General features: G+C 59.2%; 18 protein-coding genes. 5 read left to right on the forward strand and 13 right to left on the reverse strand.

Going from position 1 to position 24,140, the window contains the following annotated elements; genetic code table 11:
* Window positions 1–107: 107 nt before the first annotated feature.
* The 5 genes from ACR0A2_RS19790 to glyA all read right to left on the reverse strand — a co-directional run bounded on the left by ACR0A2_RS19790 (window position 108) and on the right by glyA (window position 5,614).
* A complete protein-coding gene (locus tag ACR0A2_RS19790; protein ID WP_171635830.1) occupies window positions 108–530 on the reverse strand; it encodes a universal stress protein in 423 nt (140 codons plus the stop codon).
* Between the two features lie 78 nt (window positions 531–608).
* Entirely contained in the window at window positions 609–1,982 is a 1,374-nt protein-coding gene (locus ACR0A2_RS19795; protein ID WP_171119391.1) for an alanine/glycine:cation symporter family protein, read from the reverse strand.
* 25 nt (window positions 1,983–2,007) lie between these two features.
* On the reverse strand, window positions 2,008–2,952 hold the full coding sequence (lipA, locus tag ACR0A2_RS19800; protein ID WP_480836821.1) for a lipoyl synthase: 945 nt from the start codon (window positions 2,950–2,952) through the stop codon (window positions 2,008–2,010).
* A 14-nt stretch (window positions 2,953–2,966) separates the two neighbouring features.
* Window positions 2,967–4,349, reverse strand: a complete 1,383-nt coding sequence (gene lpdA / locus ACR0A2_RS19805) for a dihydrolipoyl dehydrogenase (RefSeq protein ID WP_480836823.1) — start codon at window positions 4,347–4,349, stop codon at window positions 2,967–2,969.
* Window positions 4,350–4,360: 11 nt separating this feature from the next.
* Window positions 4,361–5,614 carry a serine hydroxymethyltransferase gene (glyA, locus tag ACR0A2_RS19810; RefSeq protein ID WP_480836825.1) on the reverse strand — a complete coding sequence of 418 codons (1,254 nt, stop codon included), beginning with the start codon at window positions 5,612–5,614 and terminating at the stop codon, window positions 4,361–4,363.
* Window positions 5,615–5,761: 147 nt separating this feature from the next.
* On the opposite strand from glyA, the gene ACR0A2_RS19815 reads away from it, so the two are divergent.
* Window positions 5,762–6,364 (forward strand): helix-turn-helix domain-containing protein, encoded by a 603-nt coding sequence (locus tag ACR0A2_RS19815; protein WP_171228866.1) that lies wholly within the window; start codon window positions 5,762–5,764, stop codon window positions 6,362–6,364.
* 54 nt (window positions 6,365–6,418) lie between these two features.
* On the opposite strand, the gene ACR0A2_RS19820 is transcribed toward ACR0A2_RS19815, so the two are convergent.
* Window positions 6,419–7,366, reverse strand: coding sequence for a GlxA family transcriptional regulator (locus ACR0A2_RS19820; protein ID WP_480836827.1), 948 nt, complete (start codon window positions 7,364–7,366; stop codon window positions 6,419–6,421).
* Window positions 7,367–7,446: 80 nt separating this feature from the next.
* Here ACR0A2_RS19820 and ACR0A2_RS19825 point away from each other — a divergent pair, with 80 nt between their 5' ends.
* From ACR0A2_RS19825 to ACR0A2_RS19840, 4 genes are all read left to right on the forward strand, one after another.
* Entirely contained in the window at window positions 7,447–8,607 is a 1,161-nt protein-coding gene (locus ACR0A2_RS19825) for an acyl-CoA dehydrogenase family protein (protein WP_152460401.1), read from the forward strand.
* Window positions 8,608–8,609: 2 nt separating this feature from the next.
* Entirely contained in the window at window positions 8,610–10,625 is a 2,016-nt protein-coding gene (locus ACR0A2_RS19830) for an acetate--CoA ligase family protein (protein WP_480836829.1), read from the forward strand.
* A 3-nt stretch (window positions 10,626–10,628) separates the two neighbouring features.
* Entirely contained in the window at window positions 10,629–11,408 is a 780-nt protein-coding gene (locus ACR0A2_RS19835; RefSeq protein WP_480836831.1) for a carnitinyl-CoA dehydratase, read from the forward strand.
* 62 nt (window positions 11,409–11,470) lie between these two features.
* Entirely contained in the window at window positions 11,471–11,941 is a 471-nt protein-coding gene (locus ACR0A2_RS19840; protein WP_480836833.1) for a hypothetical protein, read from the forward strand.
* On the opposite strand, the gene ACR0A2_RS19845 is transcribed toward ACR0A2_RS19840, so the two are convergent.
* The 7 genes from ACR0A2_RS19845 to ACR0A2_RS19875 all read right to left on the reverse strand — a co-directional run bounded on the left by ACR0A2_RS19845 (window position 11,932) and on the right by ACR0A2_RS19875 (window position 24,003).
* On the reverse strand, window positions 11,932–13,002 hold the full coding sequence (locus tag ACR0A2_RS19845) for a polyprenyl synthetase family protein (protein ID WP_480836835.1): 1,071 nt from the start codon (window positions 13,000–13,002) through the stop codon (window positions 11,932–11,934). The two genes, ACR0A2_RS19840 and ACR0A2_RS19845, sit on opposite strands and share 10 nt — an antisense overlap.
* Window positions 13,003–13,006: 4 nt before the next feature.
* The gene (locus ACR0A2_RS19850) at window positions 13,007–15,130 is read right to left on the reverse strand and encodes a hydroxysqualene dehydroxylase (RefSeq protein ID WP_480836837.1); all 2,124 of its coding nucleotides are present in this window, start codon (window positions 15,128–15,130) and stop codon (window positions 13,007–13,009) included.
* Entirely contained in the window at window positions 15,123–15,947 is an 825-nt protein-coding gene (locus ACR0A2_RS19855) for a DUF3237 domain-containing protein (RefSeq protein WP_171169797.1), read from the reverse strand. Before ACR0A2_RS19855 ends, ACR0A2_RS19850 begins: the two co-directional genes overlap by 8 nt.
* A gap of 14 nt (window positions 15,948–15,961) precedes the next feature.
* Window positions 15,962–16,843, reverse strand: a complete 882-nt coding sequence (locus tag ACR0A2_RS19860; RefSeq protein WP_480836839.1) for an encapsulin — start codon at window positions 16,841–16,843, stop codon at window positions 15,962–15,964.
* Window positions 16,844–16,895: 52 nt separating this feature from the next.
* Entirely contained in the window at window positions 16,896–20,096 is a 3,201-nt protein-coding gene (locus ACR0A2_RS19865; RefSeq protein ID WP_480836841.1) for an adenylate/guanylate cyclase domain-containing protein, read from the reverse strand.
* 539 nt (window positions 20,097–20,635) lie between these two features.
* Window positions 20,636–21,568, reverse strand: coding sequence for a choline/ethanolamine kinase family protein (locus tag ACR0A2_RS19870; protein WP_171228857.1), 933 nt, complete (start codon window positions 21,566–21,568; stop codon window positions 20,636–20,638).
* An 11-nt stretch (window positions 21,569–21,579) separates the two neighbouring features.
* The gene (locus ACR0A2_RS19875; RefSeq protein ID WP_480836843.1) at window positions 21,580–24,003 is read right to left on the reverse strand and encodes a GcvT family protein; all 2,424 of its coding nucleotides are present in this window, start codon (window positions 24,001–24,003) and stop codon (window positions 21,580–21,582) included.
* Window positions 24,004–24,140: the final 137 nt, after the last annotated feature.

A 24,140-nucleotide genomic window follows, 5' to 3' on the forward strand; every position in this document is an offset into this window, starting at 1 on the left:
GAACAGGCATCTCCCAACCAGCAAAATCAACCATCTTGCCGCCAAGCTCGACGTGAAGGTCATACAACGGCGTGCGCTTCGGTGTGGTCATTTCTTCAACCTTTCAATCAGCGGGACTGGTCGCGGACGACCATGACGGTGCAATGCGCATTGCGCACGACACGGGCCAGGTTCGGGCCAATCTCGTAGTTCGGGAAATCGCCCTTGGTCGATGCCATGACGATCAGATCAAAGCCTTCCTTGTAGGCAAGCTTCAGGATTTCGCGGTAAACACTGCCTTCTTCGACATGGACCGGCACGTCGGAAGCCTTGGCATGATCCAAAATCGCCTGAACCGCACCCCGCACGTGGTCTTTTGCGCCGGCACCATAGTTGGCGGGCAGGTTCGGCAGCTGGATGATCTCGGGGATGACGGCAACCGCATGCAGTTCGGCACCGTAGAATTTTGCCTGTTCCAAAGCGACCGGCAGGGCCAGTTTCCACGAGCGGTCGTCGGTGTGATCAATGGGCAGCAGGATTTTCGTGGCCATCACGTCTCTCCTCGAGATATGGAATTCTGTTTCAAAGGCGGGGGGCCGGGATGGCCCCCCGTTTTGGTGGGGCCGAGCTTATTCGGCAGGTGTGCCGCCCGGCTCTTCGGACTTGCCGCCCGAGGCGAAGAACTCTTTCGTCAGTTTGAAGACGATCGGGCTCAGCAGCGCCAGGGCGATCAGGTTCGGAATGGCCATCATGGCGTTCAGCGTATCGGCCAGCAGCCAGATGAAGCCCAGATCCGCGGTTGCGCCGAAATAGATCATCACGATCCACAGAACGCGGTAGGGCATCAGGGATTTCACACCCAGCAGGAACTCGACACATTTCTCGCCGTAGAACGACCAGCCGAGGATGGTGGTGAAGGCAAAGATCGACAGAGCGATGGCGATCAGGTACCCGCCGATACCCGGCAGCGACAGTTCGAACGCGTGGCTGGTCAGCGCCGCACCGGATTCACCCGATGTCCATGCACCCGACGCGATGATGGCCAGACCGGTGATCGAGCAGACGATGATGGTATCGATGAACGTACCCAGCATCGCGATCAGGCCCTGGTTGACCGGACCTTTGGTTTCGGCTGCGGCATGCGCGATCGGGGCCGAACCCAGACCGGCTTCGTTCGAAAACACGCCACGTGCCACACCGAAGCGGATGGCGGCCCAGACGGCTGCACCCGCGAAACCACCTTCTGCGGCGGACGGGGTAAACGCATAGGTAAAGACCAGCGACAGCGCATGTCCGATGTTGCCGATGTTGATCAGCAGAACCAGCAGGCCCGCGATGATGTAGGCAACGGCCATGAAGGGGACCAGCTTACCAGCAACCGCACCGATGCGGGTGATGCCGCCCAGGATAACGGCTGCGGTCAGGACCATCAGAACAACGCCAGTGACCGAGGTGTTCAGGCCAAAATTGGCTTCCAGCACCTGAGCAACACCGTTGGCCTGCACACCGTTGCCGATGCCGAAGGCAGCAACCGCGCCGAACAGGGCAAAAGCCACGCCCAGCCACGCCCACTTCGCACCAAGACCGTTCTTGATGTAGTACATCGGGCCGCCGACATAGTTGCCCAGCTCGTCTTTCTCGCGATATTTCACGGCGCAGACGGCTTCGGCATATTTGGTGGCCATGCCCACCAGGGCGGTCATCCACATCCAGAACAAGGCGCCCGGACCGCCCAGGAAGACAGCAGTGGCCACACCGGCGATGTTGCCTGTACCGATGGTCGCCGACAGCGAGGTCATCAGCGCGTTGAACGGGCTGATCTGCCCTTCGCCCTGACCCTCACGGCCTTTGAACAACAGGCTGAAGCCTGTGCCGATGCGAAGGATCGGCATGAATTTCAGCCCGACCTGCAGGAAGAAGCCAACGCCGAGGATGAGGACCAGCATCATCGGCCCCCACACGACGCCATTGATGGCCCCTACGATTGAATTTAACGCTTCCATGGTTTCCCTCCCATTTGCGTTTGGTTTATGCCCCGGTCGCGATGGCCCGCTGGCGGGCCTGCTTGAGAGCAGTGAAATCTTCGTCGGCATGGAACGATGAACGGGTCAGCGGCGTGGCTGACACGTGCAAAAAGCCCTTGGAACGGGCGATCTGTTCCAGTTGGGCGAACTCCTCGGGTGACCAGAACCGGTCAATCGGATGATGTTTTGGTGTCGGTTGCAGATACTGCCCGACCGTCAGAAAATCGACATTGGCCGCGCGCAGATCATCCATCACCTGACGCACGTCGTTCAGAGTTTCACCCAGCCCGACCATCAGACCCGACTTGGTGAAAATCTCGGGGTTCGAGCGTTTGGCATCGTCCAACAGCCGCAGCGAGGCATAATAGCGCGCGCCGGGGCGAACCGTCGGATACAGGTTCGGGACGGTTTCCAGGTTGTGGTTGAACACGTCCGGCGCTGCGTCAAAGACGATTTTTGCGGCGTCGCCCTTGCCCAGGAAGTCGGGGGTCAGAACCTCGACAGTGGTGCCGGGGTTCTGATGGCGTACGGCGCGGATTGTCTGGGCGATATGCTCGGCCCCGCCGTCGGCCAGATCATCGCGATCAACCGACGTGATCACCACGTGGCGCAGGCCCAGTTTCTTGACCGCCGCCGCAACCCTGCCGGGTTCGAACGCGTCCAGCGCATCGGGGCGGCCGGTGGCCACATTGCAGAACGAACAGCCCCGCGTGCAGATCTCGCCCATGATCATCATGGTTGCATGGCGCTTGGACCAGCATTCGCCGATATTGGGGCAGGCCGCTTCTTCGCAGACTGTTGCCAGACCGTGATCCCGCATCAGACGCCGGGTTTCGTAATACGCGGCGCTTTCGATCTTCTTCTTGCGAATCCATTTCGGTTTGCGCGGGATGACACTGTCGGCCTTCTTGGCCTTTTCCGGGTGACGTGGTCGAAGCTGGATGGTCATCTGGCTGTCCTCACTTACGCGTGGATTGCGCGGCCCATGGCATCGAGGCAGGCTTCCTTGACCGTCTCGCCCATCGCCGGGTGCGCATGACAGGTTGCTGCAACCTCGGCGACGGTCGCGCTTTTGGTCATGGCCAGTACCAGCTCGGCGATCAGATCGCCGCCATGGGCACCACAGATATGGGCTCCGAGGATCTTGCCATCAGAACCGGCCAGAACCTTGACCGCGCCATCTGTTTCACCCGTCGAACGCGCCCGCGAATTGGCCATAAAGGCAAACTTGCCGACAACATATTCGACGCCTGCGTCTTTCAGGGCCTCTTCGGTCTGACCAACCGAGGCCACTTCGGGATCGGTGTAGACCACACCCGGCACGGTGTTGTAATCGACATGACCGGCTTCGCCGGCCAGCATCTCGACACAGGCAACGCCGTCCTCTTCGGCCTTGTGGGCCAGCATCGGGCCGGGAACACAGTCACCAATGGCATAGATCCCGGGCACCGACGTCTGGAATGTGCTGTCGACTTCGATGAAGCCACGCGGGTTCACGGCCACGCCCAGCTCTTCCAGCGCAAGCCCGCGCGTCACCGGGCGGCGGCCCACAGCGATCAGAACCTTGTCGGCTTCGATCACTTCTTCCTTGTCCTTGCCGACGCGGTCTACGGTCAGGGTCAGGCCAGCCGCGGTTTTCTCAACCGATTTGAGGGCTCGACCCAGTTGGAACTTCAAGCCGCGTTTGGACAGCGCCCGCTGCGCCAGCTTGGCGATCTCGCCATCGATGCCGGGCAAAACGCGATCCAGATATTCGACCACGGTGACCTTGGCGCCCAGACGCGCCCAGACCTGCCCAAGTTCCAGACCGATGACACCTGCACCGATCACCACCAGATGATCCGGAACGCTCTGCAACGCGATTGCACCGGTCGAACTGAGCACATCCTGCTCATCAATCTCGATCCCCGGCAGTGAGGTCGGCTCGGATCCGGTCGCGATCAGGATGTTCTTTGCTTCGTATACGCTGTCGCCGACCTTGACTTGACCAGTGGCCGGGATGCTGGCCCAGCCTTCGATCAGATCGACGCCGTTCTTCTTGAACAGGAACGCGATGCCCTTGGTCAGATCACCGACGATCTTGTCCTTGCGCCCCATCATCGCACTGACGTCGATGCTGGCCCCCTCGACCGCAATGCCATGGGAGGAGAGATGTGCAAGCTCGGCATATTTGGCCGAGGAGGTCAGCAACGCTTTGGAGGGGATGCACCCCACGTTCAGACAGGTACCGCCCAGTGCGCCGCGCCCTTCGACACAGGCCACTTTCAGCCCCAGCTGAGCCGCGCGGATCGCGGCAACATAGCCGCCCGGTCCGCCCCCGATAACGATGAGGTCATAGGTATTCATTTCGCGCACTTTCAGTAGATCGGGTAGCTTGCGCAAAGTGCGCGAACCTGTTTGCGGGTTTCCTTTTCGACGGTTTCGTCACCGTCAGGAGACTTCGCGAGCGCCTCCAGAACATCACCGATCAGATGGCCGATCTGCCTGAACTCTTCCGGGCCAAAGCCACGGCTGCACCCGGCGGCGGTGCCAAGACGGATGCCGCTGGTGATGGTGGGTTTTTCCGGATCTCCGGGAACGCTGTTCTTGTTGCAGGTAAAGCCGGCCCGCTCGAGCGCCGCCTCGGCGTCCTTGCCGGTTACGCCGATCGGGCGCAGATCGACCAGCATCAGGTGGTTCTGGGTGCCGCCGGAAACGATGTCACATCCGCGCGCCATCATGACGCTGGCCAAGGCCGATGCGCTGTCAACGACGCGCTGCATGTATTCCTTGAATTCGGGTTTCAGTGCCTCGCCAAAGGCCACCGCCTTGCCTGCGATGACGTGCATCAGCGGGCCGCCCTGTAGGCCGGGGAAGACAGCAGAATTGATCTTTTTCGCCAGCGCCTCGTCATTGGTCAGGATGATGCCGCCACGAGGCCCGCGCAGTGTTTTGTGCGTGGTCGAGGTCACGACATGTGCGTGTCCTACGGGCGAGGGGTGCAGGCCGGTCGCCACCAATCCGGCAATATGAGCGATATCGGCCAGCAGCCATGCGCCAACCTCGTCCGCGATTTCGCGGAACCTGGCAAAGTCGATCTTTTGCGAGTAGGCGGACGCACCTGCGATGATCAGCCTGGGCTTTTCCGCCCGCGCCAATTCGGCGACCTGATCATAATCGATCAACCCTGCATCGGTCAGGCCGTACTGCACGGGCCGGAACCATTTGCCGGACTGCGCCGGTTTCGCACCGTGGGTCAGATGGCCACCTGCATCCAGCGACATGCCAAGAATGGTGTCGCTCGGGTTCAGCAGCGCCAGCTTGACGGCCCCGTTGGCCTGTGCGCCGGAATGGGGCTGAACGTTGGCATATTCACAGCCAAACAGCTTCTTGAGGCGTTCGATCGCCTCGACTTCGACCTCATCGACATATTCGCAGCCGCCATAATAGCGGCGGCCCGGATAGCCTTCGGCATATTTGTTGGTCAAGACCGAACCCTGCGCTTCGATCACGGCCTTCGAGACAATGTTCTCCGAGGCGATCAACTCGATCTGTTCCGCCTGGCGTTCACCCTCGCGCGAGATGGACGCGGCAATGACGGGATCTGCCTCAATCAGCGACGTTTTGAACATAGTCTCCTCCTTTTGCCCCGAATCCTCAGTGCGAAACTTTGTTTCCTATAGGGGAAATAATGTGCTTTAGGCAACAAAAATCTCTTATTCAAGAAGTTGCGTATATATTGGGAGGCATGTAACCTTTGATAAAACAGGGGGAATTCAATGGGCGACGAAAGCCGAAATGATGTTTCCGGACAGGAACTTCTGGATGAAGGAGAGGCTCTGGGCCGCTCCATCCGCGATGCGCGGCGCGCGAAAGGGTGGACTCTGGAAGAAGCCGGCCGCGCTGCGGGTATCGGGCGCTCGACGCTGTCCAAGATCGAAAACAACCAGACGAAGCCAAGCTTTGACATTGTACGGCGTCTGACACAGGCCCTGGATATGAGCACGCCGCAGTTGTTTCTTCAGTCGGGTCAATCCGGCATTTCAGGCCGCCGCGATTTCACTCCGAAAGGCGAGGGGGAAATCAAGGATACGCCCACTTACCTGCATGAACTGCTTTGCCCCGAACTGACCAGCAAGCGAATGCTGCCCTATATCGCGACAATCAAGGCGCGCGACCTGTCGGAGTTCGAGACGTGGATCCGACATTCCGGAGAAGAATTCATGTATGTGCTCAGCGGTGAACTCATCTTCGTGTCTGAACATTACCGCCCTTTGCCAATGAAGGCCGGTGACTCGCTTTATTATGACAGTGGAATGGGGCATGGGTGTATTTCGACCAGCGAAGAAGACGCCAAGGTGCTGTGGGTTTCGCTGGAATAGCCCCCAGGGTTCTTTGGTTTTCCAGAAAAGCGGGCATCGCCATGCGCACCCCATTCAGCCGTCAGACAGGCTTCGGTGGCGAAACGCCGTCGGTGTCTGGCCGAATTCTGCCTTGAATGCCCGCGTCATGGCGCTGGCGTTTTCATATCCGCAACGACCGGCGATTTCGGCGATGGATTGCTCAGTATCTTCTGCCAGATTGCGTGCAAGGTTCAGCCTCAGCCGGCGGTAAAGCGCCTGCGGCGTGGTCTTGAGCTCCGCCTGAACGCGCATTTCGATCCGCTTTTGCGAACACCCGATCTTGCGGGCCAGTTCCCTGATCGAAAGAGGTGTTTCAAGGTTCGCCTGCATGACAGCCAGTGCGCGATTGACCAAAGTGTCTTCGGACTTCAGAGGCAAAGGGTAATGATCCTGCCCATTTCGGCTCATCAGAAGATGCCCGACTTCCATGGACAAAAGGGGGCCGTGATCCCTGCGGATCAGGGCCGAGGCCAGATCGAACGCGGCCATCGCCCCGGAACAGGTCAGCCTGTTGCCATCGATGACAAAACGTTCCTGCACCGCATCCACGGCCGGAAAACTTTCTTCGAACCGGGAAAGTTCTTCCCAGTGAATGGTTGCCCGGTGCTCATCCAGCAAACCGGCGCGGGCCAGTAGCCAACTGCCGGTATCCAATCCGGCCACTTGCCGGTGTCTCCGGGCCGCAGCCAGCACGATGCGCGTGGTCGATCGCGTGTCCAGCTTGCGATACCCATAGGACGGCATGACCACCAGAACGTCGCCTTGCTGGTCAGAGATTGAACCATTCGGTGTAACGACAAGGCCGCTGGAACTTTGCACGGGGTCTCCGTCAATGGAACAGAAACGCCATGAATACAAAACCTGCCTCGACAGGTTGTTCGCAGCCCTGAGCGGTTCGACCATGTTTGCAAGGCAATGGTTCGAAAACCCGTTGAAGAGCAGGATGTTGTAGTGTCGCGTCAAAATTTTCGAATTTGGCATGATTTGATATCAACTCTGCATGTCGCGACCATGAGCGATGGCGTTTGGTTGGTCAACCACCGATCCAGGGAACACGCGCCATGCAGTTTGGTCTGACAGAAGAACAGGACATGATCGTCTCGACGGTCCGAAGCTTTGTTGAAAACGAAATCTACCCGCATGAAGACGCGGTCGAGCGCTCGGGAACCGTGCCTCCTGAGCTGGGTGAGCAGATCAAGCAGAAATGTATAGATCTGGGCTTTTATGCCTGCAACTTCCCCGAGGAAGTCGGCGGGGCAGGTCTGTCTCATCTGGATTTCACCTTGGTCGAGCGCGAGCTTGGCCGCGGGTCAATGGCGCTGACGCATTTCTTTGGGCGCCCGCAGAACATCCTGATGGCCTGCAACGACGAGCAGCGCGAACGGTATCTTCTGCCTGCCGTACGTGGCGACAAGATGGACGCTCTGGCGATGACCGAACCGGATGCGGGTTCGGATGTGCGTGGTATGAAATGCCAGGCGGTGCGCGATGGCGGCGATTGGGTTGTCAACGGATCGAAACATTTCATCTCGGGCGCGGAACACGCGGATTTCTTCATCGTCTTCATCGCGACCGGCGTGGACGAAACCCCCAAGGGCCCGAAGAAACGCATCACCACTTTCCTGGTGGATCGCGGTACTCCGGGGTTTGAAGTGCGCGAGGGCTACAACTCGGTCAGCCACAAGGGCTACAAGAACTATATCCTGTATTTCGACAACTGCCGTCTGCCCGACGCACAGGTTCTGGGCGAGGTTGATGGCGGCTTTGCCGTGATGAACGAATGGCTTTACGCAACCCGCCTGACGGTTGCGGCGTTCTCGGTCGGTCGCGCGCGGCGCTGCTTTGACTATGCGCTGAACTATGCGGCCGAGCGCAAACAGTTCGGCCAGCCCATCGGCAAGTTTCAGGGCGTCGGCTTCCAGATCGCCGACATGATCACCGAGATCGATGCCGCCGATTGGCTGACACTCGCGGCCGCGTGGCGTCTGGATCAAAACCTGCCATCGAACCGCGAGATTGCCTCGGCCAAGCTCTATGCCTCGGAAACGCTGGCGCGGGTGACGGATACCACACTTCAGATCTTCGGGGGTATGGGTTTGATGGACGATTTCCCGATCGAACGGTTCTGGCGCGATGCCCGGGTCGAGCGCATCTGGGACGGCACCAGCGAAATTCAGCGCCACATAATCAGCCGCGATCTTCTACGTCCCTTGGGCGCCTGACCATGAACAAAGACCTGACCCGGCTGCTGCGCCCTAAAACCATCGCCGTCATCGGCGGCGGCGCGTGGTGTCAGCAGGTTGTTCTGCAATCCGAACGCATGGGCTATGCCGGTCAAATCTGGCCGGTGCATCCCAAAGCGTCGGAAATTGCGGGCCACAAGGTTTTCGGCCACATCGAGGACCTGCCCGAAGCCCCGGATGCGGTTTTCATCGGTATCAACCGCCACGCCACCATCGAGGCCGTTCGTGTCCTGTCCAGTATGGGCGCAGGAGGGGCGGTGTGCTTTGCCTCGGGCTTTTCCGAGGCCGTTGCCGAAGATGACACCGGCGGGGACTTGCAGGATCAACTGATTGCCGCAGCCGGTGACATGCCCATTCTTGGTCCGAACTGCTATGGCTTCATCAACGCGCTGGATGGGGCGCTGTTGTGGCCGGACCAGCACGGGGCCACCCCTGTGGACAAGGGCGTGGCGATCCTGACACAAAGCTCGAACATCTCGATCAACCTGACCATGCAGAAACGTGGGTTGCCGATTGCCTACATGATGGCATGCGGAAACATGGCCCAGACCAGCCAGGCCGAAATCGCCTCGGCCTTGATCGATGATCCGCGCGTAACCGCCGTGGGTCTGCATATCGAAGGGTTCAAGGACATCCGGGAATGGGAGGCGTTGGCCGCCAAGGCTTTTTCCAAGGGCATCCCGCTGGTCGCCCTGAAAGTGGGTGCGTCGGAGCAGGCAAAGGCCGCGACTGTCTCGCACACTGCGTCGCTTGCAGGCAGCGATGCGGGCGCGCAGGCCCTTCTGGACCGGCTGGGCATTCCGCGTCTGTCTGCGTTGCCGGACTTTCTTGAGACGCTGAAACTGTTGCACTGCTATGGGCCGCTGCCGGGTGGCCGCATCGCTTCGATCAGTTGTTCAGGGGGTGAGGCGAGCCTGATCGCAGATATGGCGGTTGGTACGGGCCTGAGTTTTCCGCAGTTGAGCGATGACAAAAGGGCGCGCTTGCGTGACGCGCTTGGCCCTATGGTCGCGTTGAACAACCCGCTGGATTATCACACGTATATCTGGCGCGATGAAGAGGCGATGGCACAGGCCTGGTCAGGCATGACGGGTGACGACATCGACCTGACGTTCTCGATCGTCGACTATCCGACGACGGATCCGACCGATTGGAGTTGCGCGACCCGAGCTGCGTTGAAAGTGCGTGCCGAAACCGGCGCCCGGTTTTCGATTGTTGCGACGCTGCCTGAACTTCTGCCTGAAGACGTCGCGCAAGAGCTGATGGCCGGTGGTGTCGTTCCATTCATGGGATTGCGCGAAGCACTGGCGGCCACGCGCGCTGCGGGTCAGATTTCGCCCCCGTCCGCGCATCCTGTCTGGTTGCCTGGAACGGCTGAGGCGACCCAAACCCTGACCGAAGGCGAATCGAAACGGGCGCTGGCCGAATGCGGCCTGCAAGTTCCGCAAAGCCGCACGGTTTGCGGCCCGGCAGAGGCCCATTCGGCCGCGCAGGACATGGAAGCACCCTTTGCAGTGAAAGGAGTTGGGCTTGCGCATAAGTCCGAATACGGCGCCGTTCGGCTGGGCATCAAGGCCGAGGATGTGGCCGATGTCGCAGCCGAAATTGGCACAGATAGCATCCTGATCGAAGAGATGATCACCGGAACCGTTGCCGAATTGCTGGTCGGTGTCGTCCGTGACCCGGCGCATGGGTTTGTCCTGACATTGGGGGCGGGGGGCGTGCTGACCGAAATCCTGCGCGACACGGCGTCGGTGCTGGTGCCAAGCACGCCCGAGGACATCCGTGCCGCGCTTGGCAAATTGAAAACCGCCCCGATTCTGGCAGGCTATCGCGGCCAACGGGCGGCTGATATGGATGCAATCATCGCCGCAGTCGAGGCCGTTCAGGCCTATGTCATGCAAAATGCCGACACGCTTGGCGAGGTCGAGATTAACCCGCTCCTGTGCACGCCGGACAAGGCCGTTGCCGTGGATGCACTGATAAGAAAGGCCTGAGATATGGACCCGATCAAAACCCGCCGCGACGGAGCGATCCTTGAGGTGACGCTGGACCGGCCCAAGGCCAACGCCATCGATCTTGTCACCAGCCGCAGGATGGGTGAGGTGTTCGCCGCGTTTCGCGACGATCCAGAGCTGCGCGTGGCCATTCTGACGGGCGGCGGAGAGAAGTTCTTTTGCCCGGGCTGGGACCTGAAAGCAGCGGCCGACGGGGATGCGGTAGACGGGGATTATGGCGTCGGAGGGTTCGGCGGCCTGCAAGAGCTGCGCGACCTGAACAAACCCGTGATCGCGGCCGTCAACGGCATCGCCTGTGGCGGCGGGCTGGAGCTGGCCTTGTCAGCCGACATGATTCTTGCCGCCGATCACGCCACATTCGCCCTGCCGGAAATCCGCTCGGGGACTGTCGCGGATGCGGCCAGCGTCAAACTGCCCAAGCGCCTCCCTTACCACATCGCGATGGAGTTGCTGCTTACCGGCCGTTGGTTCGACGCAGAGGAAGCCAATCGCTGGGGTCTGGTGAACGAGATCGTCGCCGCGGATCAACTGATGGACCGCGCCTGGGAGCTGGCCCGGCTGTTGGCCTCGGGACCGCCCCTGGTTTATGCCGCGATCAAGGAAATCGTACGCGATGCCGAAGATGCCAAGTTTCAGGATGCCATGAATCGCATCACCAAGCGTCAGCTCAGAACCGTGGACGTTCTCTATGCCAGCGAAGATCAACTGGAAGGCGCGCGCGCTTTCGCCGAGAAAAGAGATCCGGTCTGGAAAGGGAAGTGAACTCTGATCGCAGAACGTGAATTTGCCATTTACTGATCCGCACGGCACGTGCACAGTTAGGCATGCCGTATTTCGAACGAAAACCATATGTTAGTGCATCTCGGGCGGTCAGCCCGATTGCGCCGCAGCTCGACGATCAACCGATTTCCGATATTGCGCGCCGCGTGCTCGACAGGGAACGGGGCCCGCAGCAGCATCTGGACGGTCCGTTCAGGTGCCGCAAAACCTGTCATCCCGGCGGCACCGCCACCATTCTGCTGTCCTTTGAAGCACCGGAAGGCGCGGCCCCTGTTCAGATGCAGTTCGAACCGGGGGATCTGACCAACCCGAACGGTGACATTCTGCCGGCCAACCGCATCAATGTGATCCCGCCACAAATCAAGCTTGAACCGGGGGAAGCAACGGATGTTGCTGTTGCCGTCACTATACCCGATCTCACCGAACCCGGTGAATATCATGGCCGGATCGCCTGTACCGGAACGGACCAGACCTCGGTCGTGGTGATTTTCGAGGTGGCGGGCGCTCAGACCTGACGGGTCACGAGATAGTCCATGAACTGTCCCAGAAACGCGCGCGGCGCGTCTTCTGTACCCGCGAACACCCGCGCGAACTCACTCCGGGCCGAGGCCAGCAGATCATTTGCCGCGTCTTGCGCATAGCGGATGCTGCCGTAATGGTTCATGCGCTCCAGCACCCAGGCGACATCTTGCGTCGACCGGGCATCGCGTGGGTTTGACAGCATCTCGGCCAACCGTGCCTGTTCGGGCTCTTCCGCCTTCAGGCCAAGCTGGCCCAGCATCAGCGTGCGTTTGCCTTCATAGATGTCGCCGCCGATTTCCTTGCCGTAACTGTCCTGAGAGCCGACGAGATTCAAGACGTCGTCCTGAATCTGAAACGCTGCACCCAGGAAAAAGCCAAAGGCATTGAAATCATCCAGATTAAGCGCACCGGACTCGACATCATGTGGCCGTGCAATCAGGGCCCCGATGCGCATCGGGTGAATGAAACTGTACCAACAGGTCTTTTTCAGACACATCCTCAGATAATCTGATGCATCGACGTTCAAACGATTGTCGCGAATCCAGCCAAGTTCCAACGCCTGACCTTCGATGGATTGCTGCAACAGATGGTCGAACTCATCAACCACGCGCATACCGGTTTCCGGGCCCAACGGTCCCAGGTTCTGACGCAGCAGGCGCAGGGCCAGCGATTGCATCCCGTCGCCGGTATTGATCGCCAGGGGAACCCCAAGCCGCTTGTGCATACATTCGCGCCCGCGCCGGAAATCGCTTTGATCTTCGATGTCGTCATGGATCAGAAAGGCATTGTGCAGCAACTCAAGAACTGCGGCCGAGACCCTCGCATTCTCGCTGTTTCCACCGAAGGCTTCGCATGTCGCCAGTAACAGCGCAGGCCTCAGACCCTTGCCCGAGGTTTCGATGTAATCGCGCATCGGGCCATACAGATAGGCCTGAGGCTCACCCGTCGGCAACAGGCCCAACAGCGTTTCGCGCGCCTGATCCCCGTAGGAGGTCAGGGTTTTCAGAAAATCCTGTTTCGCCGCAGGATCCAAATGCGCGGTTCCGGGTTTCACAGGCTCAGCCCTTCTGGGTGATGATCACGCGACTTTTGTTTTCCCGCGCACCGGATCGTTCCGAACCGGCGCCAAAAGCAGAAAGCGGTGCATCCGAAACGGGCAAGGCCCTGGACAGGGCACCTGATTGACCGCTGTCCCGACCCAGATCATACGCGACATCTTCTGCCAACTCATCCCCCGGGATCGGCAGATCGGCAGTGGGCTCGTAATTCGCGATGAGGTCGAACAGCTCTTTCGGGGGGCAGATCATTCGAAGCGCTTCGGCAATGGCTGGCTCCTCGGTGATACCGCCAGGTTTTGAGTATTCCGTTGCCGGTTCTCCTATGGCGGCAAGGGGGCCATCACCGCCACGATCAACTCCTGCCGTGTCCTGACCCATTTTCAGCGCGGCTTCGACCGCGACCGCGAACCGGTTGTCCCACGGAAGGCCAGCCTGATAGCGGGCGTAATCATAGGCACGCAGCGGTTTGAGGATGTCGGGCTCGTGCAGATCCCAAATCTGGCAGGGCTCTGCATCCGATCCACTGCGCTGGAGGATGGCGTTGACGGCACGGCGCGCGGCCTCGTTCGCCCCTTCCATCGTGGCAAGGTCGGTGAAAGTGCGCACGTAATCCGATGCCAGAAAGAAATTCGGGATCAATGTGGCCGCATCCGGGCGCAAGCGCCAGCTGTTGATACGGTTGACCAGCAAGGGTTCGACATTGCTTTGACGCTTGGGGTCGTTCGGGTCTTGAACGATATCGGGATCGAGGAACCAGTAATGCATATCCTCGTCCCGCAGAACGGTTTGGCCATCCACGTTGATGCCGCGCTTGACCTGTTCCCAAACCTCGCTTGCAATCTCTTCCCGGCTGCAATTTCGCGCTGTCTTCCCGTTCAGACCGGGTTTGTCCCATTCGGAAATGTCGATCGACAGCAGGCCTTTGGTCTTTCCTTCAGCCCAGTTGTCGAAATCAATCTGGTGCCAGAACTGTTTTTGCGACACAGCCGTCAAAGCCCATGGGCTGTCGATGAAAATGACGTGGCCATGGGTCAGTTCAACTTCCTTGGTCAGATAGAACTGAATGCCGTTCATCCATTGCACGTCATTGGCCAGCAAGGGCAACTTGGCAAGTGCGGGGTCAACCGCCATCATTTCCGGGGTCACAAGCGGTGCCATGCGTTCAATCGGCATGGCGCTGATGAACCAGTCCCCCGTGACCTGCTTTTCTTTACCATCCTGTTCGACTGTCGCGCCGATAATCCGCCCGTTCCGGCACTCGATTCCGGTGACTTTGGAGTCAAAATTGTACACGACCCCCTTGCTTGTCAGATAATCCAGCCACGGTTGAATCCAGACAAGATTGGTGGGCCCGTTCAGCAGCCTGTTGCAGTGTGGCTCGGGCGTGGCAATGCCCAGCTGAAGCTGAATAGCAATGTCCCCCACTGTCTTCGTGCTTGCCGTCGTGGCCTTGGCGGCCACCAGCGAACGGGTCAGGCCGATGGCAAGGAACTTCTGATAGGCTTCCGAACGGTCCTGCGCGCCGATGAAATCCCACCAACCGATCCGTTCATATTCGTCGAACCGGCGTTCCTTGCAGGAACTCGCGATCCGCCACATGCAGGCGACAAAATGTTCGACATCCTCATACGCGATCTGGTCCCTCGGCGACAGCGCGAAGGCAATGGTCTTGAAGGCATCCGCGACATCCTTGAGCGTGCGGGGGAACCGTTCCGGGACAATGATGCCGGGCTTGTCGAACTGGCTGACCAGAACCTGAGTGGTCGGGACCAGATTGTCAAAGCATGTGCCCTTGTCGTAATACGGCGTGCGGGCCATCGTGTCGGTGATATGCCGATAAAAGTTCGGAAAGAACCTGAACCCATGTTCGCCGGGCAGCCAGGGGCGTTTCACGCCGGGCGGATAACTGGCCCCATCCATCTCGGCCCATTTCTCCAGTGCCTTGATGTGTTTTGCTTTTGAGCCATGATCCCCTTCACCCTTCATTACGGGGATGCTGCGGGCCTTGCCGCCGGGGATCAGCTGGCGTTCGTGGACTTCGACCTCGAACCCGCGTTCAGTCAGTTCGTGCGCGGCGCTCATGCCAGCCACGCCTCCCCCAAGAATGACAACCTTGTCAGGCATCGGAAATTCCTTTCGCGGAATAGACGTCAAAGCGCAGGGTTATGTCTGACAGGCTGGCTTCGCCAATGCCAAAACCCTGCACCCGATTCATCCAGCTGAAATGCGGATTCGAGGTCAGGTAACGCGGTGCAAGCCGTACCGGAGCCGAAGCGGGCAGATTGCCCTTGGACAATGCCGCATATCCGTCCGGGCCGAAGTCACACACACCCGTATCTTCGAACAGGATCGGAGCTTGTCCGATGGACGGTCTTATAAGTGCCTTTGCATGAAGCAGCCCCACACCATCCGGCCGAACGCGCATCCAGTCTCCTCCGATCGGTTCGATCACCCCTTTCAGATGCGGGCCTTCGACGGTGCCCCCTTCTTTGATGGCGAAATGCAGCCAAATCCCGTCCGGCGTCTCGCCCGAGGGGTGAAAGCTGCTTTCGAACGGCACCACAAATTTGGCGACATGTTCCAGTACCGGCGGCGCCACTGCGGTTTTTGCCGGTTCCGGTGCGGCAGGTTCAATTTCTTTTTCGGGCCCGGGGTCAAACTCGCGCCCTCCCGACGTCAGCACCGGACGCCAGGACAAGGTTTTTTCCTGTTTGACCGACGGAAGAATGGCTGCGAATTGTTGAAACCCTGTTTGCGGGTCCCGCAACAAGGGCCACCCGCGAATGGCACGCTCGGGGCCGCCATCTTCCGAACAGATCAGACGTAGCGTGTCATGCGACGACACGGATGGACCGGCTTCCACCAACACCCGACTGAGACCGTCTGCGTTGATCGCCTCGGACCAACGCAGCGTCACGCCCCGATCTGAAAACTCGCGCACGACCCGATCTCCGGTCAACAGGTTATGGTGCGGACGGCCTTAGCTTCCTTGATCCTGAGATGGAACTTCTGCTGCACGCGGAAGACGTGCTCGCCCTCGGCAGAGGTTTGCAGATACTTCACGGCGATATCCGAGGGCACGACGATTTCCACCGGTGCACCCAGCAGGGACACAAGCACTGCCTTGTCCGGGGGCAGGGTGCTGGAACGCAGCAACGGCCCGTCCAGGAACGGGAGAATGCTGTCACGTGGCAGCACCATCGAATTCGGCAGCGGGGTCGTGACCGCACGGAACAGACCGTTGCCCATCACACAGGCATAGGGGCCCAGATAGCCATGCGTTTCCAGTGTGCTGATGCCCTCGACGACGGCCTCGAAAACATCGGTTCCGCTATAGTTCTTTTTGGTCGTGGTATTGGTTTTGTCTTCGCCCGCTTCAAGCAATCCCGGATACTTGCCACCGCCGCTGATCGTATAGATCTGCGGCAATGAGTCGGGCGCGCCGCCAGCGTGTTTGGGGGCCTGTCCGGTGCCGGGTTGACCGTTGAAAATGATGTCGTCCTCTACCCGTGCCACAACGGCGGCCGCTCGGCGGAACATGATCTGAGCCGCCGTCAGTTCCGGATCAGCCACCTGTGCGCCTTTCAGGTACACGTTCACCGATACGGTGGTAAGGCGCAACGTATCATAATCGTTCACGTCAAGACGTTCTTTGGATGCACCAGATGAGTTCTCGACCAGATCCAGCTTGTTCAGCGGGACGGACTGCGTGTCAGCGGGCAGCGGTCCGTACAGGGGCAGGAAACTGGCGGCCACCCGGGCGCGAAGCGCCTCGTCATGGACGGCCTTTCTCACGGCGCTCCACTGATCCTCATTCCAATCCAATGCATCGGTCATTGCAAATCCCTCTCGGTGCTGCTGCCCAATTCGGCGGGGCAGTCAATCTTGTTCATTTTGCTTCTTTCAATCTGTCCAGCAGATCGCGGGCCCGCTGCTCCTGAACAACGCCACGGCAATCCCGGGCAAGCGAAAGCGCTTTTTCCGCCTCGCTGATTGCAGCGTCCAAGTCCCCCTTTGCGGCAAAAGCCTTTGCCCGCACACGGTGATATTCAGGTTTGTTCAACGTCTCGCCGCGCTCCCAGCCGGGAATGCAAACGGTTTCCAGCCGGTCCAAAGCCTGATCAACATCTCCGTGATCAATCATCAACTCAGACAGAACAATCTGATTCTGAGGAAAAGTAAAGTTCCCACCAGATTTGGAAATCAGGTTCATGCATGTCTCGATGCGTTCCGGAACACCTGCGATGTCGCCCTTTCCGGCCTGCGCGAGGCCCATATAGATGTCCTGCATCGCGTGAAGGTAAAGAAACCCTTCCTCATCCGCGACTTTTCTGGCTTCTTTCATCGTCACGTCGAGCCGGTCCCATTCCCCCGCATAGGGCAGGAACATGCTGCAAGCGCCCATGACGTAGACAAGGTTGGGTGCGTGGTTCAGCGCCCTGCTGACCTCGATGGATTCCAGACGCGCGGCCTCGGCTTTTTCGAACTTTCCTTGCTGCCACAGCAGGCATCCCTGAATGGCCAGCAATGACGCGGCCGTGGAAGACTGGGTCATGGGCATCATGGCCATATCCAGCTTGGGTGTGATCAGGGCGAACGCGCGCTCCAGCTGTTGTTCGCATTCCGCAAATTCCCCGCGAAAGTAATGCGTAAAGCTCAGCGCCCGCGCCGCCAGCACATTGGCGACGGGGTCTTCGGACATGCCGGCCATCATGTCCAGCGCCTGTCCCATTTCCATCGCTCGGTTCATCTGACCGGCAACAAAGAAATGGGTCCAACGGCAGAAAGTTGCGGCAAAAAGCGTCTCGCCGTCGCCCAAAGACTGGGCCAGTTCCATCGCCCGGGCGGCAGTTTCGCCGACCTGATCGGACGACCACCCGTAGATCGCCATATAGGCGGGCAGAATGTTCATCTGAACGCGAAGCTCGAAACCGTCGCGATCCGTGTTGGCCTTCATGGTTCCGATGTTGCGCAGGGCGGCCCGGAAAGCGGAGATCGCGGGCAGGTTCGCCAGTCGGGACAACGCCAGTTCACCTGCCGTGACCCAATTGGCGACGGCTTCATCCTTCAATCCGCCAAGATCGCAGTGATGCGCGACGGTATCGGGGGCCGGGGTTCCGAATGCCTTGTGGCCGTCCAGCAATGCTTGGGCGATTTTCAGATGAACCTTCTGCCGGTCTTCCCGCAGCAACGAATTATAGGCCGTATCCTGAACCAGCGCGTGGTTGAACGTGTATGTGGCCGACCCTGAATCGCTGGTGATCAGCACGACGCCAGCCGCCATAAGCTGCATGAGGGCGCTTTCCACATCCATGTCTTTATGCGCCACCGCGTGGATCATCTGAGCCGTGAAACTGCGCCCGATGACCGATCCGAGCTGGGCGACTGGTTTGGCATGTTCCATCCGGTCAAGACGCGACATCAGCGAATCCTGAAGGGTGGCTGGGACGCTCAGCGCATCCAGAACCTCGGCGTTGATCGGGGCATCCTGGGGCAGCTGGTCCAGAACCGCCTTTGTCATTTCTTCGATATACAGCGGCACGCCATCCGCCTTCTCGATGATCTGCCTGATCAGGATGACAGGCAGGCTGTACGGCTCGGCCACGCGCCGGACCAGTTCGGATGCCTCGGTATTGCCAAGCGGAGACAGATCAATGCGCGCGGCTCGGCTTTCGAAATGTTCCGGAGGTTCGTATTCAGGTCGGTGCGACAGAACCACCAGTACCGGAAAGTTGCTCAAGGCGGATGCAAGCGCATCCAGTACGTCCAACGTGGTCGCATCGGCCCAATGAACGTCTTCGACTACCAACAACAACGTGCCGCGCCTGTCACACAGGCTGCCCAGACTGCGCAGCATCACGTCAAGGGATTTGCGCGCCTTTTTCAACGGGTCGGATTCTGACGGGGCGCCGGTCTCGATACCTGCCAGATCCAGAAGAACGGGCAAGTCCGCGTCACTCAACCGTGAGGCCGATTGCACGAAGTCCGAAATCGCCGCCCGGATACTTTCATTTGATTTGTCGCCCGAAACGCGCCTCAATTCTCCGACAATCGGGTGCAGCGGAAGACTTGTCAGGTGCGGGATGCACTGCAATATAAAGGGTTTGACCCCGATTGTTTCAGACAGTGACTTGATCAGCCTCGACTTGCCGATTCCCGCAGCCCCCCCGACAAGCGCCAGCCGGCCCGAGCCTTCCTGCGCTTCGCTCCAAAGCCGGGTCAGGGTTGAAAGATCGTCATGCCGGGCGACAAGATCGACCGCAGATTGACCCACCCGCGCGTCGAACCGGCTGGTGGACATGATTTCCGACACCACGCGATACACTTTGCGCTGATTGTCAAAGCCTTTCAGCTCGTGGCTGCCACGTGGCTCGAATTCAAAGGCACCCTGGGTCAGCCTCCGGGTCTCTGAAGAAATGATCACTTCACCCGGTTCGGCCAGCCCCTGAAGGCGGGATGCAAGATTCGCCGTTTCACCCACCAGAAAGTCCTGGGACCCCAGGCTTTTCGAAGAAACAACGCCCACGACAACCATTCCGGTCGCAATGCCTGCCCGCAGGTCGAGCTTTTCTCCAAACTCGTTTTCAAGGTTCTGAACGGCCTCGATGGTCTCCAATACGGCTCGTACGGCCCGTTCGGCATCATCTTCCATGGCCTTCGGGTATCCGAAATACACCATGATACCATCGCCCTGCCGATAGGCCAGATGGCAGCCGTGCTGTTTCAGGGTGCCGATCGCCGTGTCCAGATACAGGTTCATGATCTGCATCAGGTCTTCCGGATCATATCGCTGTGCCAGCCGGGTCGACCCCACAAGATCGCAGAAAACCAAAGTCAGTTGCCGGCGCTCGGCCTTGGACTGGACTTCGGCCCGCTTCGATGCTTCCTGCGATTTCAGCCTGGCCTGCGCCTTTCGAAAGCGCTTCCTTTCACCAACCGTCAACCCCAGATCACGCAGTTCCGGATCAGTCAATTCGTCCAGAATGTCATCGTCAACGCCCTCTCTCTGAAACAGAGTGGCATAGTCATTCAGATCTGCCAGATGAAGGACTTTTGAAATGCGTGGTGATGCCTCAAGGACTCGCGTCATTGTCTTGCGACTCCTTCCATAACTGTCCCCCTGTTTTCCCCTTAATACATATACATAATGAATATGTATAATCCAAAAATAGAGAGGAATTCATACTGAATCCATAGCAGGAAAAGGCAGCACTGTTAACTTGTTACATTGATTGGCCGCTATACGTCTAAATTACCACAGCGTCACGTGCTTTTCCTGAAAAATCATAAGGTTCAAGTCTCAAGTTGACTTTATTGGCAAGATTTTAGGGCGACCGAACGACCGGATATACCGGCTTATCCCTGACGCCACGTCAAGGCTGACAGAGGTACAAAAGTGCCGTGGTCCTGATGAGGTATCGGGCAGAAAAGCAGACTCAACCCCGGCACCAGCAAAGGGCCGACGCGCGCAAATGTGCTTCGAACAGATACACTTACGCTCCGGGCGCATCCCGTGTCATGCCCGCCCGTTCTTCATTGGGATACAGGTATCAGGGAAAGCGGCTCAAAGATCTGTGGTAAGCTAGGAAACATCCGGTATCTAGGGCGGATCTGGCTGCGGATGAAACCCTATTCCTCGGCCACGGCTTTCACATGGGCCGCAAAGGACGGGGCCAGCATCAGGGACTTGCAGCGTTCGAACCGGTTCGTGGCATAGGCCCAGAAATCTTCGGCGGGGTTTTCATCCGCATGCTGGATCAATCCCCACAGCGTCCACAGCAGGTCGCACATGGCTTTGTAGATCACCATGCGCCCGATCTGAGCCTCGCTCGGCGGGCCGTCGAAATAGGCGGTCAACATGTCCAGCTCCTGTTCGTCGGTCAGCCCGGCTTCGACCGACAGATCACCCAGATCCCAAAGGGCATCGTTCATGCCTGAATACTCGTAGTCCACGATCCACATGCGTTGGCCGTCATCCAGAAAATTCTCGCACAGAGGGTCGCAATGGCTCGGGACCAATGTCCCGGGTTTGTCCCGCAACACCTCGCGGATCGGGGCCGCCTCGGCCACGACGTCCGCGTATCCGTCCGGCAGGGTCGCGTTTTTGTCTGCAAGTACCTTCATGTAGTCGTTGATCATCGAAAACAGCTCGAACCGAAACTTGAACGGCTCGGGGGCATCGTGCAGTTGCCTCAGCGCCTTTCCCGCGCGGGCGGCAGACCCGGGGCGCGTCGCAAACATCTCGGGTGTCATCGTCACGATGTCGGGCACGCAATCACTGATCATCACGCCGGATGACGCGTCTGCCCACAGAACTTCGGGGCCGACCCCGGCTTTTGCCGCCACCTGCGCGTTGTGGATTTCAACCGCGCGGTCGATATAGGCTTCGGTGCCCTCGCCTGGGATGCGCACGATCACCGTCCTTGGCCCACCTTCGACGCGGTAGACCAGATTGGTCAACCCGCCCAGCCGGTAGGTGCGAAGGTCCGTCTCGGCAAGGGTGTCAAACCCCGCCACGTTGCGAAGGGCCTGCATGATCTCAAGTTTTGGCTCATTTTGCATCGCTCTCTCCCTCAGGCTTTCAAACGGCTGTTTGCCGGGTCGAAAAGCGGCCCGTCCACACGCTGGATGGGGTGACGCTCTCCGAACACCTCCACTTCGAATTCTGACCCACCAGCCAATCCCGCAGGCAGATAACCGTAGAGGATGGTCTTGCCGACGGTAAACCCATAGCCACCACTGCACGCCAGCGAGACTGTTTTTCCGGAATGCAGTATGGTCTCTCCTCCGGTGCTCGGCAGCCGCTCATCGGTGATGAACGTGCAGAGCTGCCGCTCGGGGCCGGTCGCTTTCTGCGCCTCCAGCACCGGTCGCCCGATGAAGCCCTGTTTGGATTTCAGATGGACCCGCGCGCCAAGGCCCGCTTCGATTGGCGAATAGTCGGGGGTGATGTCGGCGCTCCAGTAGAGATACCCTTTTTCCAGCCGCAAGGACTCGATGGTGCGGTAGCCGATGTCGCGGATGCCATGGCTTTGACCGGCCTGCCAAAGCAGGTCATAGACATGCAGGGCGAACTCGGTCGGGATATGCAGCTCCCATCCCAGCTCTCCGACGTAACCGATGCGGATCGCGCGGACCTTTGCCGTTCCCAAGGTGATCTCTCGGGCCGTTGCAAAGGGAAATGCAAGGTTCGAGACGTCTTCTTCCGCGACGGTCTGCATCACATCCCGCGCCTTGGGGCCGCAAATGTTGATGACGGCGCGTGCCGACGTCATTTCGATCAGCTGCGCGCGCCCGTCGCGGGGCAGGTGACGTCGGATCCAATCCGAGTCATGCACGCCGAATCCGGACCCGGTGACGATGTAAAAATGATCCCGCCCCAATCGGGTGACGGTGATATCGGCTTCAACCCCGCCGCGATCATTGCACAATTGGGTGTAGATCACCGTGCCATCCGGCTTGTCCATATTTGAAACGGCAAGGTTTTGAAGGGCTTCCAGTGCGCCGGGGCCGATCAGTTCGAACTTTGAGAAACTTGTTTGATCGATCAGAACGACCCCGTCGCGCGCGGCCTTGTGTTCCTGTTCGGCATAGTTTTTCCAACCCGGTGACAGGAAATCCAACTGATCCACCGGCTCGACACCGGGCGGGGCGAACCAGAGCGGCCGCTCCCAGCCATTTTTTGACCCGAACACCGCGCCATGTTGTTTCAGCCTCTCATGCAGGGGCGACAGGCGCAGGTTTCTGGCCGTTTCCGCTTCCTGCCCCGGATATCGCATCTTGTAGTGATGCGCGTAATGCTCAACCGCGCGAGGATACATGAAGGCGCGCGTGGCGTGATGCGGACTGAATCGGCGAACATCCAGAGGCCACAGATCAAGGCTCGGGCGGCCTTCGACAATCCACTCGGCGATCATCTCTCCTGCGCCACCACCTGCCGCGATGCCGTACAGAAATCCGGTCGCCAGCATCAGGTTTCGCAGCTCGGGCGCCCATCCCATGACAAAATCGCCATCCGCGGAATAAGGGATGGGGCCGTTGATCACCTGCCGGATTCCGACCGTGTTGACGACCGGCGTAACCTGACCTGCCAGTTCGGCAAGGGGGGCAAACCGCTCCAGGTTGTCGGGCAAAAGCTGCCGGACAAACGGGCCCGGAATACCCCTGTCGCCGAATGGCAGCGTGTTGTCCTCATACCCGCCGATCACAAGCCTCCCGCCTGCATCCGGTTTGTAATACACCAGCCGCTCGGGATCCCGCAGGGTTGGCAGGCGTTTTACAAGATCGAGGTCGGGCAGGGGTTCAGTTACGATGTATTGATGCTCGACAGCGCAGGCCGGGACAACAACCCCGAGTTTCGCTGCCAGTTCGCGGCTCCACATTCCGGCGGCCAGAACGACGGTGTCCGCTTCATAGTTCCCTTCCGATGTCATCACTTTGGTGATGCGATCGTTATGGATCTCAAAATCGGTGACCTCTACGGATTGGCGGATCCGGGCACCGTGCATCCGGGCACCGGACGCAATTGCCTGACACAAGCCTGCGGGATCGACATGACCGTCCGAGGGGATAAAAGCCGCGCCTTCCAGACCATTCGCGTCGACATAGGGGAAAAGCGCCTTGGCTTCGGCGGCCGAGATTATTTCCATCTCCAGATCAAAACTGCGGGCCATTGTCGCCAGGCGCTTTGCTTCCAGAAGCCGCTCTTTGCTTACCGCCAGGCGCAGGCTTCCGACTTTCTTCCAGTCGAATTCCATCCCGGTTTCTTCGGCCAGACGATCATACAGCGCCACGGACCGTTTCAGCATCCGCGTCGTGTTGCGCGATGACCGCAACTGCCCGACAAGGCCCGCCGCATGCCAGGTGGCCCCCTCGGTCAGGGACGCCCTTTCCAGAAGAACAACATCCGTCTCACCGGACCGTGCGAGGTGATACGCGATGGAGCATCCGATGATGCCCCCGCCAATGATGAGATGTCTGACCGAATGCGTTGTCATGCGTCCACCCATTTCAAATGACATGTCGTCATCAAAAGTCGCAAAGCAACAAAAAGCAACAAAAATGTTTGAAACGTGTTGAAAATGGTCGCTTGAACAGCGTCAACCTTGCAAGTAACCTGATGAAATCAACAAAT

The sequence above is a fragment of the Ruegeria sp. H8 genome (genome assembly GCF_056532905.1).

Bases quoted from the DNA above. Each gene is read 5' to 3' on its own strand.
- ACR0A2_RS19790 (WP_171635830.1), bottom strand. From the start codon at position 530: ATGGCCACGAAAATCCTGCTGCCCATTGATCACACCGACGACCGCTCG.
- ACR0A2_RS19795 (WP_171119391.1), bottom strand. From the start codon at position 1,982: ATGGAAGCGTTAAATTCAATCGTAGGGGCCATCAATGGCGTCGTGTGG.
- lipA (WP_480836821.1), bottom strand. From the start codon at position 2,952: ATGACCATCCAGCTTCGACCACGTCACCCGGAAAAGGCCAAGAAGGCC.
- lpdA (WP_480836823.1), bottom strand. From the start codon at position 4,349: ATGAATACCTATGACCTCATCGTTATCGGGGGCGGACCGGGCGGCTAT.
- glyA (WP_480836825.1), bottom strand. From the start codon at position 5,614: ATGTTCAAAACGTCGCTGATTGAGGCAGATCCCGTCATTGCCGCGTCC.
- ACR0A2_RS19815 (WP_171228866.1), top strand. From the start codon at position 5,762: ATGGGCGACGAAAGCCGAAATGATGTTTCCGGACAGGAACTTCTGGAT.
- ACR0A2_RS19820 (WP_480836827.1), bottom strand. From the start codon at position 7,366: ATGCCAAATTCGAAAATTTTGACGCGACACTACAACATCCTGCTCTTC.
- ACR0A2_RS19825 (WP_152460401.1), top strand. From the start codon at position 7,447: ATGCAGTTTGGTCTGACAGAAGAACAGGACATGATCGTCTCGACGGTC.
- ACR0A2_RS19830 (WP_480836829.1), top strand. From the start codon at position 8,610: ATGAACAAAGACCTGACCCGGCTGCTGCGCCCTAAAACCATCGCCGTC.
- ACR0A2_RS19835 (WP_480836831.1), top strand. From the start codon at position 10,629: ATGGACCCGATCAAAACCCGCCGCGACGGAGCGATCCTTGAGGTGACG.
- ACR0A2_RS19840 (WP_480836833.1), top strand. From the start codon at position 11,471: ATGCCGTATTTCGAACGAAAACCATATGTTAGTGCATCTCGGGCGGTC.
- ACR0A2_RS19850 (WP_480836837.1), bottom strand. From the start codon at position 15,130: ATGCCTGACAAGGTTGTCATTCTTGGGGGAGGCGTGGCTGGCATGAGC.
- ACR0A2_RS19860 (WP_480836839.1), bottom strand. From the start codon at position 16,843: ATGACCGATGCATTGGATTGGAATGAGGATCAGTGGAGCGCCGTGAGA.
- ACR0A2_RS19865 (WP_480836841.1), bottom strand. From the start codon at position 20,096: ATGACGCGAGTCCTTGAGGCATCACCACGCATTTCAAAAGTCCTTCAT.
- ACR0A2_RS19870 (WP_171228857.1), bottom strand. From the start codon at position 21,568: ATGCAAAATGAGCCAAAACTTGAGATCATGCAGGCCCTTCGCAACGTG.
- ACR0A2_RS19875 (WP_480836843.1), bottom strand. From the start codon at position 24,003: ATGACAACGCATTCGGTCAGACATCTCATCATTGGCGGGGGCATCATC.